This is a genomic window from Bradyrhizobium sp. CSA207, assembly GCF_029051685.1.
In the GTDB taxonomy this organism is placed as follows: domain Bacteria; phylum Pseudomonadota; class Alphaproteobacteria; order Rhizobiales; family Xanthobacteraceae; genus Bradyrhizobium.
Genome location: NZ_JAACFT010000003.1, coordinates 50,517 through 66,497 on the forward strand (window position 1 = coordinate 50,517; position 15,981 = coordinate 66,497).

14 protein-coding genes are annotated in these 15,981 nt (G+C 64.3%); 12 read left to right on the forward strand and 2 right to left on the reverse strand.

Features of this window, described 5'->3' with window-relative positions; all coding sequences use genetic code 11:
- From GWG65_RS03610 to GWG65_RS03645, 8 genes are all read left to right on the forward strand, one after another.
- Positions 1-1,413 carry a mannose-1-phosphate guanylyltransferase/mannose-6-phosphate isomerase gene (locus GWG65_RS03610; protein WP_275193999.1) on the forward strand — a complete coding sequence of 471 codons (1,413 nt, stop codon included), beginning with the start codon at positions 1-3 and terminating at the stop codon, positions 1,411-1,413.
- Positions 1,414-1,598: 185 nt separating this feature from the next.
- The gene (locus tag GWG65_RS03615; RefSeq protein WP_275194000.1) at positions 1,599-2,606 is read left to right on the forward strand and encodes a Gfo/Idh/MocA family oxidoreductase; all 1,008 of its coding nucleotides are present in this window, start codon (positions 1,599-1,601) and stop codon (positions 2,604-2,606) included.
- Positions 2,607-2,657: 51 nt separating this feature from the next.
- Complete coding sequence (locus tag GWG65_RS03620; protein WP_275194002.1) at positions 2,658-3,809, forward strand: DegT/DnrJ/EryC1/StrS family aminotransferase; 1,152 nt, start codon at positions 2,658-2,660, stop codon at positions 3,807-3,809.
- A gap of 243 nt (positions 3,810-4,052) precedes the next feature.
- Positions 4,053-5,582: a murein biosynthesis integral membrane protein MurJ gene (gene murJ / locus GWG65_RS03625; RefSeq protein ID WP_275194003.1), complete on the forward strand. Its 1,530-nt coding sequence runs from the start codon at positions 4,053-4,055 to the stop codon at positions 5,580-5,582.
- Between the two features lie 307 nt (positions 5,583-5,889).
- Complete coding sequence (locus GWG65_RS03630; RefSeq protein ID WP_275194005.1) at positions 5,890-6,180, forward strand: DUF1127 domain-containing protein; 291 nt, start codon at positions 5,890-5,892, stop codon at positions 6,178-6,180.
- Positions 6,181-6,479: 299 nt separating this feature from the next.
- The gene (locus GWG65_RS03635) at positions 6,480-8,789 is read left to right on the forward strand and encodes a xanthine dehydrogenase family protein molybdopterin-binding subunit (protein ID WP_275194007.1); all 2,310 of its coding nucleotides are present in this window, start codon (positions 6,480-6,482) and stop codon (positions 8,787-8,789) included.
- A 121-nt stretch (positions 8,790-8,910) separates the two neighbouring features.
- On the forward strand, positions 8,911-9,360 hold the full coding sequence (locus tag GWG65_RS03640) for a cytochrome c (protein ID WP_275194008.1): 450 nt from the start codon (positions 8,911-8,913) through the stop codon (positions 9,358-9,360).
- Positions 9,361-9,758: 398 nt separating this feature from the next.
- The gene (locus GWG65_RS03645) at positions 9,759-11,042 is read left to right on the forward strand and encodes a cystathionine gamma-synthase family protein (protein ID WP_275194009.1); all 1,284 of its coding nucleotides are present in this window, start codon (positions 9,759-9,761) and stop codon (positions 11,040-11,042) included.
- Between the two features lie 126 nt (positions 11,043-11,168).
- Here the strand turns inward: GWG65_RS03645 and GWG65_RS03650 are convergent, their stop codons facing one another.
- On the reverse strand, positions 11,169-11,588 hold the full coding sequence (locus GWG65_RS03650; protein ID WP_275194010.1) for a CHRD domain-containing protein: 420 nt from the start codon (positions 11,586-11,588) through the stop codon (positions 11,169-11,171).
- A 153-nt stretch (positions 11,589-11,741) separates the two neighbouring features.
- On the opposite strand from GWG65_RS03650, the gene GWG65_RS03655 reads away from it, so the two are divergent.
- The gene (locus GWG65_RS03655) at positions 11,742-12,668 is read left to right on the forward strand and encodes a cytochrome c (protein WP_275194011.1); all 927 of its coding nucleotides are present in this window, start codon (positions 11,742-11,744) and stop codon (positions 12,666-12,668) included.
- 9 nt (positions 12,669-12,677) lie between these two features.
- Here the strand turns inward: GWG65_RS03655 and GWG65_RS03660 are convergent, their stop codons facing one another.
- On the reverse strand, positions 12,678-12,923 hold the full coding sequence (locus GWG65_RS03660) for an Lrp/AsnC ligand binding domain-containing protein (protein ID WP_148744076.1): 246 nt from the start codon (positions 12,921-12,923) through the stop codon (positions 12,678-12,680).
- A 154-nt stretch (positions 12,924-13,077) separates the two neighbouring features.
- On the opposite strand from GWG65_RS03660, the gene thiD reads away from it, so the two are divergent.
- The 3 genes from thiD to GWG65_RS03675 all read left to right on the forward strand — a co-directional run bounded on the left by thiD (position 13,078) and on the right by GWG65_RS03675 (position 15,950).
- Positions 13,078-13,878, forward strand: a complete 801-nt coding sequence (gene thiD, locus GWG65_RS03665) for a bifunctional hydroxymethylpyrimidine kinase/phosphomethylpyrimidine kinase (protein WP_275194012.1) — start codon at positions 13,078-13,080, stop codon at positions 13,876-13,878.
- Between the two features lie 216 nt (positions 13,879-14,094).
- Positions 14,095-14,907, forward strand: a complete 813-nt coding sequence (locus tag GWG65_RS03670) for a UDP-2,3-diacylglucosamine diphosphatase (protein WP_275194013.1) — start codon at positions 14,095-14,097, stop codon at positions 14,905-14,907.
- Positions 14,907-15,950: a glycosyltransferase family 1 protein gene (locus GWG65_RS03675; RefSeq protein ID WP_275194014.1), complete on the forward strand. Its 1,044-nt coding sequence runs from the start codon at positions 14,907-14,909 to the stop codon at positions 15,948-15,950. Before GWG65_RS03670 ends, GWG65_RS03675 begins: the two co-directional genes overlap by 1 nt.
- Positions 15,951-15,981 lie beyond the last annotated feature (31 nt).

Consider the following 15,981-nt stretch of genomic DNA (forward strand, 5'->3'; position numbering starts at 1 on the left):
ATGGACAAACGCATTATCCCCCTGATCATGTGCGGCGGTGCCGGCACGCGGCTGTGGCCGGCCTCGCGCGAGGTTCGCCCCAAGCAATTCCTGCCGCTGTTCGGCGCACGCTCGACCTTCCAGGACACGCTGCTGCGCGTCTCGGAGGCGTCGCTGTTCGACCGGCCGATCGTCATCACCAATGCGTCCTACCGTTTCATGGTGCTGGAGCAGCTGGCCGAGATCGGCATCGAGGCCGACGTGATCCTCGAGCCGATGCGGCGCGATTCCGGCCCCGCGATTGCCGCGGGTGCGGTGTTCGCGCAAGTGCGCGCCGCTGATGCCGTCGTGCTCGCGCTCGCCGCCGATCACGTGGTGCAGGACACTGCCGCCTTCGTCGCCGCCTGCCGCGAAGGCCTCGTTGCCGCGAGCGCCGAGCGCATCGTCACCTTCGGCGTCAAGCCGGAGCGGCCCGCAACCGAATACGGCTATATCAGCCCGGGTGAGGCGATCTCGGGCGAGGTGCATGCGGTGGCCCGCTTCGTCGAGAAGCCGGACGCGGTGAAGGCCGCCGACTACGTCAACTCCGGCTATCTCTGGAACAGCGGCAACTTCATGTTCCCGGCAACCCTGCTGCTCGACGAATATCGCAAGGTCGACCCAGCAAGCGTGGAAGCGATCGCCAATGCGGTCACCCATGCCGGCCGCGATCTGTCCTTCGTGACGCTGGAGCCGCAGGCGTTCGGCTCGGCCAAGGCGATCTCGATCGACTATGCGGTGATGGAAAAGACCTCGCGTGCCGCGGTGGTGCCGGTGTCCTGCGGCTGGTCCGACGTCGGCTCCTGGCACGCGGTGTGGGAATTGTCGGACAAGGACGCGCAAGGCAACGCCGCGCACGGCGCCGCGGTGTTCGAAGACTCCCGCAACTGCAACGTCACCACCGACCAAGCGCTGGTCGCGCTCGAAGGCGTCGATGATCTCGTCGTGGTGGCGACCGCGGACGCGGTGCTGGTCTCGCGCCAGAACGATGCCAACGGCCTGAAGCGGCTGGTGACGAAGCTCAAGGCGGTCGCGCCCAAGGTCACCGAGGAGCATCTCAAGGTGCATCGGCCCTGGGGCAGCTACCAGTCCGTCGACAATGGCGAGCGCCACCAGGTCAAGCGCATCGTGGTCAAGCCCGGCGGGCGGCTGTCGCTGCAGAAGCACCATCACCGCGCCGAGCACTGGATCGTGGTCCGCGGTGCCGCGCGCGTCACCGTCAACGAGACCGTGAAGACGGTGCACGAGAACGAGTCGATCTACATCCCGATGGGCGCGGTGCACCGGATGGAGAACCCCGGCAAGATCATGCTGGAGCTGATCGAGGTCCAGACCGGCAGCTATCTCGGGGAAGACGACATCATCCGGATTGAAGACGACTATCAAAGGTCGTGACCAGCAAACTTCCGAATCACGCGATCCGGGCCGAAAGAGCGGTATCTTTCAGCGGCTTAAGGCCCGGGGAGCATGTAACTTTTTGAATCAAATCGTGTCCGGTCCGCACCCTCGGCATTCGCCACAAATGTGGCGACCGTGCTAGAAGCGGCCCGGGGATTTGCGTTGAATCGGGGTTTGCTCAGATGAGTTCCAAAGGGTCTGCACCGGCAAAGGCCGGCTTGCGCGTCGGCGTCATTGGTGCCGGCGTGATGGGCAGCAACCACGCGCGCGTGCTCGCGGGGTTGCCCGGCGTCAGCCTTGTCGGTGTGGTCGATCCTTCGCCGGTTCACCTCGCGCGCACATGCGAGCTCGCCAACTGCCAGGGTTTCGAAACGCTCGATCAGCTGCTCGCCGCGGGCGTCGATGCCGTCACCATCGCGGCGCCGACCCATCTGCATCACGAGATCGCGCTCGCCTGCATCGCCAAGAACATCCACGTGCTGGTCGAGAAGCCGATTGCGTCCACGGTCGCGGAAGGCCGCGAGATCGTTTCCGCCGCGCAAAAGGCCGGCGTGACGCTGATGGTCGGCCATGTCGAGCGCTTCAATCCGGCGGTCGCCGCCGTCAAGCAGGCGATCGCGGGCGAGGACATACTCTCGATCGCGATCACGCGCGTCGGTCCGTTCCCGCCGCGCATGTCCAATGTCGGCGTCGTCATCGATCTCGCCGTGCACGACATCGATCTGATCCGCTGGTTCACCGAATCCGACATCGTCGAGGTGCAGCCGCAATTGTCGAGCGCTGTGGCCGAGCGCGAGGATATCGCGCTGTTGCAGTTCCGCACCGCATCCGGCGTGCTCGCCCATATCAACACCAACTGGCTGACGCCGTTCAAGGCGCGCAGCGTCACGGTCGCGACCCGCGGCAAATATGTGATGGGCGATCTCTTGACGCGCCAGGTCACCGAATGTTTCGGCTTCAAGCCCGATGGCAGCTATTCGATGCGGCATCTGCCGGTCGGGCACGACGAGCCCTTGCGCGCCGAACTGATCGCGTTCCTTCGGGCCGTCCGCCACGGCGAGACGCCGGCGGTGACCGGCGACGAGGGCGTTGCCAGCCTCGAAATCGCCACGCAGTGCCTCGAAACGCCATCGCGGCCCGCCGCCACGTCGTCGCCAGCCCGCACGGGCCCGCGCCGCGTCGCCGGCTGATCCTCCTCCATGTCGACAGCTCCAACCACGCAAGACAATCGGCAAGGCGCCATGAACCAGCATCTGCGTTCCGATCCCATTCCGTTCATCGATGTCGGCTCGCAGCGACGCCGGCTCGGCGCCTCGCTCGATGCGGCCGTCAAGCGCGTGCTCGACCATTGCCAGTTCGTCAACGGCCCGGAGGTCGCCGAGCTCGAGGCGCAGCTCGCGGCCTATTGCGGCGCCAAGCACGTGGTGTGCTGCGCCAGCGGCACCGATGCGCTGCTGATGGTGCTGATGGCGAAGAACGTCGGCCCCGGCGATGCCGTGCTGTGTCCCTCGTTCACCTTCATTGCCACCGCCTCGCCGGCGGCGCGGACCGGCGCTACGCCGGTCTACGTCGATGTCGACGAAGCGACTTTCAACATGAGTCCTGAGTCCCTCAAGCGCGGCATCGCCACCGCGCGGAAGGCCGGCTTGAAGCCTGTGGCGGTCATTCCCGTCGACCTGTTCGGGCAGCCCGCCGATCACGACGCCATCGCGGCAATCGCGAAGGCCGAGGGCCTGTTCGTGATCGATGACGCCGCGCAAAGTTTTGGCGCGAGCTACGAGGGCCGCAAGCTCGGCACCGAGGCGCTCGCGACCACGACCAGCTTCTTCCCGGCCAAACCGCTCGGCTGCTTCGGCGACGGCGGCGCGATCTTCACCGACGACGACGAGCTCGCCGCCACCCTGCGCAGCATCCGCGTGCATGGGCAGGGCGTGGACAAATACGACAACGTCCGCCTCGGCTTGACCGGCCGGCTCGACACCATGCAGGCCGCGATCCTGATCGAGAAGCTGAAGATTTTCGACGACGAGGTCGCTGCCCGCAACAAGGTTGCGGAGCGCTATGCGCGCGGCCTGTCCAATGTCGTCACCGTGCCGCGCCTTGCATCCGGCTGCACCTCGGTCTGGGCGCAGTACACCATCCGCTTGCCTGAGGGGACCGACCGCGACGGCTTTGCCGCCGCGCTGAAGGCCCAGGGCGTGCCGACCGCGATCTATTATGCGAAGTCGATGCATCAGCAGACCGCCTACAAGCACTATCCGGTCGCCGACGGCGGCCTGCCGGGCTGCGAGAACCTGTCGGCGGACGTCATCAGCCTGCCGATGCACCCCTATCTCGACGAGGCCGCCCAGGAGCGAATCATCGCCGCAGTCCGCGGTGCGGTTTCGGGCTGATCTGGCCGTTTTGCCGCGCCGCTGCTTCACCTCTCCCCAGCGGGGAGAGGTCGGATTGCGTAGCAATCCGGGTGAGGGGCCGCAGCGTTCGGAGGGTCCGTAACCCCTCACCCGGATCGCATCTTTCGATGCGCTCCGACCTCTCCCTACGGGAGAGGTGAACACAGCCGAGCAACCGTCTTTTTTGATCACATCGGACTTCAGAGCCTTATCGGTTGACGGATAAGTCTTTAGAACAGACGCATGCTCGGACGTATCTTCACGGTTGGCGGATATACGCTGCTCTCGCGGCTGACGGGATTTGCCCGCGACATCATGCTCGCGGCGATCCTCGGCGCCGGCCCGGTGGCCGACGCCTTCTTCGTGGCGCTGCGGCTGCCCAATCACTTCCGCGCGATCTTCGCCGAGGGCGCCTTCAACGCCGCCTGGGTGCCGGCCTATGCCCATGTCCATGGTGAGCGCGGCGAGACAGCCGCAAAACTGTTCGCCGATCGCATCTTCACGCTGCTGCTGGCTTCGCAGGTCATGCTCCTGGTCGTCGCCTGGCTGTTCATGCCACAGGCCATGAGCATCCTGGCGCCCGGCTTTAGTGAGGATGCCGAGCAGCGCAAGCTCGCGATCGAACTGACCCGGATCACCTTTCCCTATTTGCTGCTGATCACGCTGGTGACGCTCTATGGCGGCATGCTCAACGTGATGCAGCGTTTTGCCAGCGCCGCGGCCGCGTCGATCTTCCTCAATGTCGCGATGATGATGACGCTGGCGCTGGCCGCCTGGTTTCCCAATGCGGGGCACGCCGCCGCCTGGGGCGTCCTGATTTCGGGCTTCCTGCAATATTTTCTTCTTGCGGGCGATCTCGCCCGCCACGGCGGCCTGCCGCGCTTTGCACCGCTCAAGCTCGACGAAGATGTCCGCGCCTTCTTCAAGGCGCTCGGTCCGGCGACGCTAGGCTCGATGGGGACGCAGGTCGCGCTGTTCGCCGACACCATCATCGCGACCTTCCTGCCCGCCGGCGCGCTGTCGGCGCTCTACTATGCCGACCGCCTCAACCAGCTGCCGATCGGTGTCATCGGCATCGCCATCGGCACGGTGCTGCTGCCGGAGATGTCACGGCGGATCACGGCCAATGATCATGACGGCGCGATGAAGGCACAGCGCCGCGCGTTCGAGTTCACGCTGCTGTTCTCGGTGCCGTTCGTCGCGGCCTTCGTGACCGTGCCCGAGGCGATCATGCGTGCGCTGTTCGCTCGCGGCGCGTTCTCAAAGGCCGATGCTGCTGCAGCCGGTGCCACGCTCGCCGCCTATGCCATCGGCTTGATCCCCTTCGTGCTGATCCGCAGTGCGGTCGCGACCTTCTATGCGCGCAAGGATACGGCGACGCCGGTCCGCGCCTCTCTGACCGGCATTGCCGTCAACGTCGCGTTGAAGGTCGCGTTGATGGGATCGCTGGCCCAGATCGGCCTGGCGCTGGCGACCGCCGTCGGCGTCTGGACCAATCTGCTGCTCGTACTCACCTTCGCAGTGCGGCGCGGCTATCTCGCATTCGATCGGGCACTGGTGCAATCGCTCGCCAAATTCGTCCTGATCGGCCTGATCCTCGCCGCCGGGCTATGGCTGACCGCGCATTTCGGCGCGATCTATTTCTCCACCATGCCGAGCTTCCGGGACGAAATGACGCTGGCGCTGCTGATGATCACTGGGACCTTCATCTACGCCTTCTGTATCCTGGTGCTATTCGGCCGCGGCTGGCTGTTCTCACTGGTGCGCGGCTAGGCGACTTCAATAGATTCGTCGCGTCCATTTTACGGAGGACGAATGCGCCGGAGCGGGTGCTCGCCTCTAAGGTGCAACCTACATCCGCACAGCCCTTGATTTTGCATAGTTGCTGTGGTACTGACGCCACATGATCAAATCAGTGCGCAAAGTCACCTGCAACCACATGACCCGCTTCGGCTGGGCCGTGGGAGGAGTCGTGCGCTAGGAATTCGACGACGACATCTCTTCCACCAGGCCCCGCCGGCATCGGACGGGGCCTTTTCTTTGGCCACGCTCCCTGCCGGCACAACAGCAGGAGCATCCGATGCCACCTCAACAGACGGACATCGCACCCGCGACCGAGCGCGATGCCGCGGCGCTGCGCCCCGACATCGCATTGGCGAGGAGCATTTTAAGCCTGATCACGCGATACTGGCGTGCGTTTCAGGAGCGGCGCCGGCGGCAGGGCCCACGAGTCACCTTGCAGGATCTGAGTGACAGGGAGCTGATGGATATCGGCCTGACGCGTGACGAGATCGACTACGTCACGCTAGAACGGGCTATCGATAGGCTAAGAGATAGCACGACGCATCTGTGGGGCCGTGGTGTGATGTAACTTGAAGAGGAGTTGGTGGGCAGCCTATTCGCGGCTGATCCTTCGAGACGTCCGCCTTTGGCGGCTCTTCAGGATGAGGTCTCGTTTCGCGGCGTAATCCTAGACCCTCATGGTGAGGAGCGCCGCTTTGGGCGCGTCTCGAACCATGAAGCCGAACTCTCTCCCGCCCTCCAGAACGCCATGTGCGGGTGCGCTGGGCTTCCCCGGCCAGCGATCAATATGCCTAGCTAAAGCCGTTTGCCTTGTCACATTTTCCACGGCAGTATGCGGCAAAACAACCATGAGGACATGGAGAGAAAATGGCGGCTCCCATCAAGTTCGGCGTTGGCCAAAGCGTGCTGCGCAAGGAGGATGACGCACTCATCCGCGGCAAGGGCCGCTATACCGACGATTATGCGCCGCAGGCCGCACTTCACGCCCTGATGCTGCGCTCGCCGCACGCGCATGCCAAATACACCATCGATGTGAGCCGCGCCCGCGCGCTGCCTGGCGTTGCGCTGATCCTGACCGCCGACGACGTTGCGGATCTCGGCAATCTGCCGTGCCTGTTCAATCTCGAGACCGATCCGTTCACCGGCCCGCCTTACCCCATCCTTGCCAAGGACGAGGTGCGCCATGTCGGCGATTCCATCGCCTTCGTGGTCGCCGAGACCATCGACCAGGCCCGCGACGCCATCGAGGCGATCGAGGTCAAATGGAGCCCGCTGCCGGCGGTGACCGGCGTCGTCAATGCCGTGAAAAAGGGCGCGCCGCAGGTCTGGCCGGACAAGCCCGGCAATGTGCTGTTCGACGTCTCGATCGGCGACAAGGCCGCGACCGAAGCCGCCTTTGCGAAGGCGCATGCGGTCGCGGAAATCTCCATCGTCAATCCGCGCGTGGTCGCAAGCTTCATGGAGACGCGCGCGGCGGTCTGCGAATACGACGCCAAGAATGATCATCTGACATTGACCGTCGGCAGCCAGGGCAGCCACCGTCTGCGCGATATCCTCTGCCAGAACGTGCTGAATATCCCGACCGACAAGATGCGGGTGATCTGCCCCGACGTCGGCGGCGGTTTTGGCACAAAACTGTTTCCGTACCGCGAATACGCCTTGGTCGCGGTCGCCGCGCGCAAATTGAAGAAGGCGGTGAGATGGGCGGCCGACCGCACCGAGCATTTCATGGGTGACGCGCAAGGCCGCGACAACGTCACCACCGCGAAGATGGCGCTCGCCGAGGACGGCAAATTCCTCGCCATGGATTGCGACCTGATGGGCGACATGGGTGCGTATCTGTCGACCTTCGGGCCCTACATTCCCCATGGCGGCGCCGGCATGCTGCCCGGCCTCTACGACATCCGGGCTTTCCACTGCCGGGTGCGCACCATCTTCACCAACAGCGTTCCGGTCGATGCCTATCGCGGTGCGGGCCGGCCCGAGGCGGCCTATGTCATCGAGCGCCTTGTCGACGCGTGCGCGCGAAAACTCGACATGACGCCGGATGCCATCCGCCGCAAGAATTTTATTCAGCCAAAGGCGCTGCCGTACAAGACGGCCACGGGCAAGGTCTATGATTCCGGCGATTTCGCCGCGCATCTGAAGCGGGCGATGGAGATCGCCGAGTGGAAGGAGTTTCCCAAGCGCGCAAAGCTCGCCAAGAAGCAGGGGCTGATCCGCGGCATTGGCTTAGCGAGCTATGTCGAGATCTGTGGCGTGATGGGCGAAGAGACCGCCAATGTGCGGCTCGATCCCAATGGCGATGTCACCGTCCTGATCGGCACGCAATCGAGCGGGCAGGGTCATCAGACCGCTTATGCGCAGATCGTCGCCGAGCAGTTCGGCTTGCCGCCGGAGCGCGTGCATGTCCGCCAGGGCGACACTGCCGAGATCGCGACCGGTCTCGGCACCGGCGGCTCGGCCTCGATTCCCTCCGGCGGCGTCAGCGTCGAGCGTGCCACGCGCGAACTCGGGCAGAAGCTGAAGGAGATTGCGGCGCAGGCGCTGGAAGCTGGCGCCGGCGACCTCGAGATCTCGGAGGGCGTGGTACGGATCGCCGGCACCGACCGTTCGATCTCGTTCGCCGATCTCGCCAAGCGGCCGGGCGCCGATCCCTCGAAGCTGAACGGCAGCGCGACCTTCGCCAGCGCCGACGGTACCTATCCGAACGGTACCCATCTGGCGGAAGTCGAGATCGATCCGGCCACCGGCATCATCAAGATCGTCAATTACGTGATCGTCGACGATTTCGGCAAGACGCTCAATCCGCTGCTGCTGGCCGGCCAGGTGCATGGCGGCGCCATGCAGGGCATCGGTCAGGCCTTGATGGAGCAGGTGGTCTACGGCGCCAGTGACGGGCAGCTCATCACCGCCACCTACATGGACTATGCGCTGCCGCGCGCGGCTGACGGTCCGTCCTTCGTGTTCGAGACCGCCAACGTCCCCTGCAAGACCAATCCGCTCGGCGTGAAGGGCGCGGGCGAGGCCGGTGCGATCGGCTCCTGTCCGGCCGTCGTCAACGCCATCGTCGACGGGCTGTGGCGCGAATACAAGATCGACCACATCGACATGCCGGCGACGCCGGAGCGGGTGTGGATCGCCATCCACGAGCACCATCGGCGTCACAGCCTTTAACAAATCCCCGATCTCCCCGTGCGGGAATAAATGTCGCGCACGGGGTTCTAATCTGGATGGACGGATACCCGTGAAACGGGTGGACGGTCTTTCTCAAATTCTGCGAGCCGGAGAACAAGCAATGAAACGGATGATGATTGTCGCGACGACCCTGCTGTTGGGCGCAGGCGCCGTGATGGCGCAGCAGGAGGTCGCCGTTCAACAGGACAATTTGATGCGTTCGCAGGCCAAGAGCCTCTACACCGTCATCCAGAAGATGACCAAGGGCGACATCCCCTACAACCGGAAGGCCGTCGACGAGGCGCTCGCCAATCTCGAGGCCGACGTCGCCAAGATCGCAAAAACCTTCGAGATCAATCCCAAGCAGGACGTGGTCAACGGCAGCTACGGTGCGTCGCCAAAAGTCTGGCAGAACAAGGCCGATTTCGATTCCAAGATCCCGCCGGTGCAGAAGGCGATCGCCGACGTCAAGGGCAAGATCACCGACGTCGCGAGCCTGAAGGCGGCCTACACCGCGGTCAACGACCGCTGCAACGACTGCCATGAGACGTATCGGCTCAAGCTGAAGTAGCGGTTTGGGCTTATTTGCGTGCGTTGTCTGAACCGTCATTGCTGCAAGCTCGGCGTCATCGTCCGCCTTGTGCGCACTGGGGCGGGCGATCCAGTACGCCACGGCAGTGCAGGGAACGTTGGACGTCTCTGGAATACTGGATTCCCCGCCTTCGCGGGGAATGACAGGCTGAGAGAGGCGCCGCTGTGGCGTCCATGACGGACATGGCCGCCACCCGTCCTGAGTCGACGCGCACAAGGTAGCGGGAAATTCTGCTCGCAAGGCCTGACGGATCGCTGTCAGAGCGGCTATCTTCACCTCAGCCGCCGCGACATTGACGTGCGCCGTTGGATAATCTTGCCCAACTACACGGAGTTCCAACGCGCGACGAGAATCCAACCAGGACAGCGAGACAGGCCATGGCAAAACCGTTTCCGTCGAAGACCCACATCGGCAACCATATGCTGCAACCCGAAACGCTGATGCTGACCTATGGCTATGATCCGCAGCTGTCGGAAGGCGCCATCAAGCCGCCGGTGTTCCTGACCTCGACCTTTGTGTTCAGGACGGCCGAGGACGGGCAGGACTTCTTCGATTACGTCGCCGGCCGGCGTGAGCCGCCGGAAGGGATGGGCGCGGGCCTGGTCTATTCGCGCTTCAACCATCCCAACAGCGAAATCGTCGAGGACAAGCTCGCGGTCTATGAGCGCACCGAGAGCTGCGCGCTGTTCTCATCCGGCATGTCCGCGATCGCGACCACGATCCTCGCTTTCATCCGCCCCGGCGATGTCATTCTGCACTCCCAGCCGCTCTATGGCGGCACGGAAACGCTGCTGACGAACACGCTTGCACGCCTCTCGATCGGTGCTGTCGGCTTCGCCGACGGCGTCGACGAGGCGGCAGTCAAGCAGGCTTCGGAGGAGGCCATGCGCAAGGGCCGGGTTGCGATGATTCTGATCGAAACCCCGGCCAATCCGACCAACGGCCTGGTCGACATCGCGATGGTCCGCCGCGTCGCTGATGCAATCGGGAAGACCCAGGGACACACACCGATCATCGCCTGCGACAATACGCTGCTCGGGCCGGTGTTTCAGCGGCCGATCGAGCAGGGCGCGGACATTTCGCTGTATTCGCTGACCAAATATGTCGGCGGCCATTCCGACCTGATCGCCGGCGCCGCGCTCGGTTCAAAGGCGATGATGAAGGGCATCAAGGCGCTACGGGGCGCAATCGGCACCCAGCTCGATCCGCATTCGTGCTGGATGATCAACCGCTCGCTCGAGACGCTGAGCCTGCGCATGGAGAAGGCCGATGCGAACGCGCGGCTCGTTGCGGATTTCCTGCGCGATCACGCCAAGGTGGCGAGGGTTCACTATCTCGGTCATCACGAACGAGCGTCGCCAGCCGGCCGGGTGTTCGCGCGGCAATGCCTCGGCGCGGGATCGACGTTCTCGTTCGACATCGCCGGTGGCAAGGAAGCGGCGGTGAAATTCCTCAACGCGCTGCAGATCTTCAAGCTTGCGGTGAGCCTTGGCGGAACGGAATCGCTTGCGAGCCTGCCGGCGACCATGACCCATTCCGGCGTTCCGGCCGAGATCCGCCAGAAAATAGGCATTCTCGATTCCACGATCCGGCTGTCGATCGGCATCGAAAACCCGTCGGACCTGATTGCAGACCTCTCCCATGCGCTGAGCCTCTCATGAGCGATCCTGCCCGACTGATGCAACTTCGCGCGTCCGGGCTGTTGGGCGCTTATTGCGCGAGCCGGAATCAAAAGGCCGAGCGCCCCCTCCAGCACTCGGCCCTTCCGCGACGACGCAGTTTATCGCTTACTTCGTCACCTGACCGCGAATCTCGCCGCCCGGATTGGCGGCGGTATGGATGTTGACGTACAGCTTGCCGGCGAGGAGATCGGCGGCCTGCGCATCGGTCAGCGTCGCGCTGCCCTCGACCGGGCTCGACGCCGCGTTCGGAATCGGGACCGCGACGCCGGCGTTCTTGCCGGCCTCGGCGGGGCCGTGGAAGTGGGCGGCGGTGGCGGGACCGGACAGGCCCGAATAGGTCACCTTCCAGGCGAGCTTCTTGCTGGCGGCGTCGTAGTCCAGATCGGCTGTGCCGGTGGCGCTGCTGGTCGTGGCTGGCACCTCGGACTTGCCGCTGAGAGTCGCCTTCAATTTTTCCGCGCAGGCCGGACCTGCAAAAGCGATGGCCGCTCCGAGCGCAAGCGTGACAAAAACGGGCTTGTTCATGGTGGTCTCCCTGTTGACGTCTGATGGTGTCAATCTGCAAACAGTGCAGGTTTGATTTTATTCCCGCCGACGAATCAAACTATCTAAATTATTCGTGGCTGGAACGGCCGCGACCTCACCCGTAAATTCGCTTGATCTGGATGGAATGCCTCAATGCTGCGACGAACTCTCCTTGCCACTCTCCTCGTTGCCGTCGCGGCACTGGGCGTCTTTTGGTGGCTGACGGCCCCGGCTGCGCTGGCGATTGCGCTGCCGTCCCGCGCGCCTGATCTTGCCAACGGGCAGGAAATATTCAACGTCGGCGGCTGCTCGTCCTGCCATGCCGTCCCCAGCCAGCCGGACCGTCTGCGGCTCGGCGGCGGCCTGCCGCTCGGCTCGCCGTTCGGGACGTTCTACGCTCCCAATATTTCGCCTGATCCCACCGACGGCATCGGGCGCTGGGGCGAGAGCGATTTCGTCAGCGCCGTGATGCGGGGCATCTCGCCGGAGGGAGCGCATTACTTCCCGGCATTTCCCTACGCGTCTTATCATATCGCGAAGGTGGACGATGTTCGCGATCTCTTCGCCTATCTGAAGACCTTGCCGGCCGTGCCGGGCCGGGTGCGCAACCACGACCTGCCGTTTCCGTTCAACATCCGCCGCAATGTCGGCATCTGGAAACTGCTGTTCATGGACGGCGGGCCGTTCGTGCCGGATGCAACGCGCTCGTCGCAATGGAATCGCGGCGCCTATCTCGTGAACGGCCTTGGCCACTGTGCGGAGTGCCACAGCCCACGCAACCTCTTGGGCGGCATCATCACGGCGCAGCGCTTTGCCGGCGGCCCCAATCCGGAAGGCGAGGGCTGGGTGCCGAACATCACGCAAAAGGGCCTCGGAGAATGGAGCGAGAAGGAGATCGCCGATTTTCTCGAGACCGGCGAGATGCCCGAAGGCGACACCGCGTCAGGCGCGATGCGGCCGGTCATCAAGAATCTGGCGCAGCTCACGGCCGAGGATCGCGCCGCGATGGCGGCCTATCTGAAGTCACTGCCGCCGGTCGATGGGCCGACGCCGCCAAAACGCAAGCAAGGTGGCGCGTGAGGCCGGACCTTAGCTCGCGCCGAATGCCTTGAAGGTGATGATGGTGAGGGTGTCCTGGATGCCGGGCAGCACCTGCACCCTCTCGTTGACGAAGTGGCCGATGTCGGTGTCCTTGTCGACGTAGAACTTCACCAGCAGATCGTACTGTCCGGCGGTGGAGTAGATTTCGGAGGCAATCTCGGCTTCGGCGAGCGCGTTGGCGACCGTATAGGACTGGCCGAGCTTGCATTTGATCTGGACGAAAAAAGGAACCATTACAGTCACTCCGAAGGCACATCTGGCGGCTAATAGGCCAAAACCCGCCGGAATTGGCAAGCGAACTTGCTGCCTCCGGGCGCAAGCAAACTTGCTGCCCTCCGGCATGCGCGCTAGGACGGATCATGGCCCAAAATCAACAGAAAATCGCCCCATGACGACGCCCGTGGCGCTCACTATCGCAGGTTCCGATTCGAGCGGCGGCGCCGGCATCCAGGCCGATCTGAAGACCTTTGCCGCGCTCGGCGTCTATGGCGCTTCCGCCATCACCGCATTGACGGCGCAGAACACGAAGGGCGTCACCGGCATTCATGCGGTTCCGGCCGATTTCGTTGCCGCACAGATCGATGCGGTGTTCTCCGACCTCGACGTCGGCGCGGTGAAGATCGGCATGGTGGCGCAGGCGGCCAGCATCGATGCGATCGCGGCCGCGCTGTCGCGCTGGATGCCCCGCTACGTCGTGCTCGATCCCGTGATGGTCGCAACCTCCGGCGACCGCCTGCTGGCGTCCGATGCCGTCGACGCCCTGCGCTTGAAGTTGATGCCGCTGGCCTCGATGATCACGCCCAACCTGCCGGAGGCCGCTGCGCTGCTCGACGAACCGGTCGCGCGAAGCGAGACCGAGATCGAAAGCCAGGGGCGCCGCCTGCTCGCGCTCGGCTGCCGCGCGGTCCTGATCAAGGGCGGGCACGGGGAGGGCGCCGAGAGCACCGACTATCTCGTCGATGCCGAAAACACCATCGCGCTCGCGGCACCGCGCCTCGTCACCCAAAACACCCACGGCACCGGCTGCTCGTTGTCCTCGGCGATCGCGGCGGGACTTGCCAAGGGCGAGGATCTCGAGCGCGCGGTGCGCAACGCCAAGGCCTGGATCAGCGCGGCAATTGCGGCCGCCGACCGCTTCAGCGTCGGCCACGGCCACGGGCCGATCCATCATTTCCACAAGTTCTACTGACGCAGGATTCGCGCAGCGCGGCGGCTTCCGTCGTTAACCAATGAGGCCAAGCTGTTCCGTGCTTTTGCGGGGCCCGTTGCGGCGCCGTGTCGCCTGATTGTCGCATGCGACTGATATTCGCGGGGAAGGCGAGGCGAGGTGTGATTCGTATCTGAGGTGCCTCAAAGGTTCAATCGGTCATCCCCCTGTCACGGGATATTGTTACAGGCATGTCGCATGGGAAGTTATGATGTGAGTGACGAGAGCCCTGACAGGCGCTTTCGCACCTTGTTCATCTCCGACGTTCATCTCGGAGCCCGCGGTTCACAAGCCGACCTTCTGCTCGACTTCCTGCGCTTCCACGACGCCGATACGATCTATCTCGTCGGCGACATCGTCGACGGCTGGGCGCTGAAATCGAGCTGGCACTGGCCGCAATCGCATAACGACCTCGTCCAGAAGCTTTTGCGCAAGGCGCGCAAGGGCGCCAAGGTCATCTACATCCCGGGCAACCACGACGAGTTCCTGCGCAATTATTACGGCACGCATTTCGGCGGCATCGACGTCGTCGAGAACACCGTCCATACCGGCGTGGACGGCAAGCGCTATCTCGTCATCCACGGCGACATCTTCGACCTCGTGGTGCAGAACGCGCGCTGGCTCGCCCATCTCGGCGACAAGGCCTACGACTTCGCGATCCAGATGAATCGCTTCGTCAACTTCTTCCGGCGCATGTTCAAGGTGCCGTACTGGTCGCTGTCGCAATGGGCCAAGCAGAAGGTCAAGAACGCCGTCAACTATATCGGCGCGTTTGAACAGGCGCTCGCCGCCGAGGCGCGCCGTTACGACGCCGATGGCGTGATCTGCGGCCACATCCACTATGCCGTGATCCGCGACGAGGGCGGCATCCGCTACATGAACTGCGGCGATTGGGTCGAGAGCTGCACGGCGCTGGTCGAGCACGACGATGGCCATTTCGAGATCATCACCTGGGCGGATCAGTTGCAGAAGCAGGCAGCCGTCCCACAGGTCGCGGCAAGGGCGGCTTGATGCGCATCCTGGTCGCGACCGACGCCTGGCACCCACAAGTCAACGGTGTGGTTCGGACGCTGACCAAGCTCGCTGACGCCGCCGAGACGCTCGGCGCCGAGTTCACGTTCCTGACGCCGCAATCGTTCCGCACCTTTGCGATGCCGAGCTACCGTGACGTGCGGCTGGCGATGCCGCGGCCGGCTCGAATCGCGAAGCTGATCGAGGAAGCCCGTCCCGACAGCATCCATATCGCGACCGAAGGGCCGATCGGCCTGATGGTCCGCCGCTATTGCCGTCAACGCAAGCTGCCGTTCACTACCAGCTTCCACACCCGCTTTCCCGAATATGTCCGCGCCAGGGTGCCGGTTCCGGAATCCCTGATCTGGCGGGCGCTGCGCCGATTCCACAGCAGTAGCCGCGCCGTGATGGCGGCAACGCCGGCGCTCGCGCGCGAGCTCGGCGAGCGCGGCTTTGCCAATGTTGTGCTGTGGCCGCGCGGCGTCGACACCAGCCTGTTCCACCCCCGCGCCATCGATCTGTGCCTGCCGTCGCCGGTGTTTCTCTCGGTCGGCCGGGTTGCGGTGGAGAAGAATCTCGAGGCCTTCCTCGACCTCGACCTGCCCGGCACCAAGGTGATCGTCGGCGACGGCCCGGCGCGCGTCGCGCTCGAAGAGGCCTATCCCGATGCGATCTTCCTCGGCCAAAAGCATGGCGAGGAACTGGCGGACATCTACGCGGCGGCCGACGTGTTCGTGTTTCCGAGCAAGACCGACACGTTCGGCCTGGTCCTGCTGGAAGCGCTGGCGAGCGGCCTGCCGGTCGCGGCCTTCCCGGTGAAGGGACCGCGCGACGTGATCGGTGATGCGCCGGTCGGCGCGCTGGATCACGATTTGCGCAACGCCTGTTTCGCCGCGCTCGAGATCTCCCGGCAGGCCTGCGTCGAATTCGCCGCCGACTATACCTGGGAGGCTTCGGCCCGGGCCTTCATCGACAGCATTTTGGCGGTCGGCGCTGTGCTGCCCGGCCGGAACGGCGCGGAACAGGCCCGCATCGTCGCCTGACGGGCAAATCCTCGCACCGAGATGTCTTGCC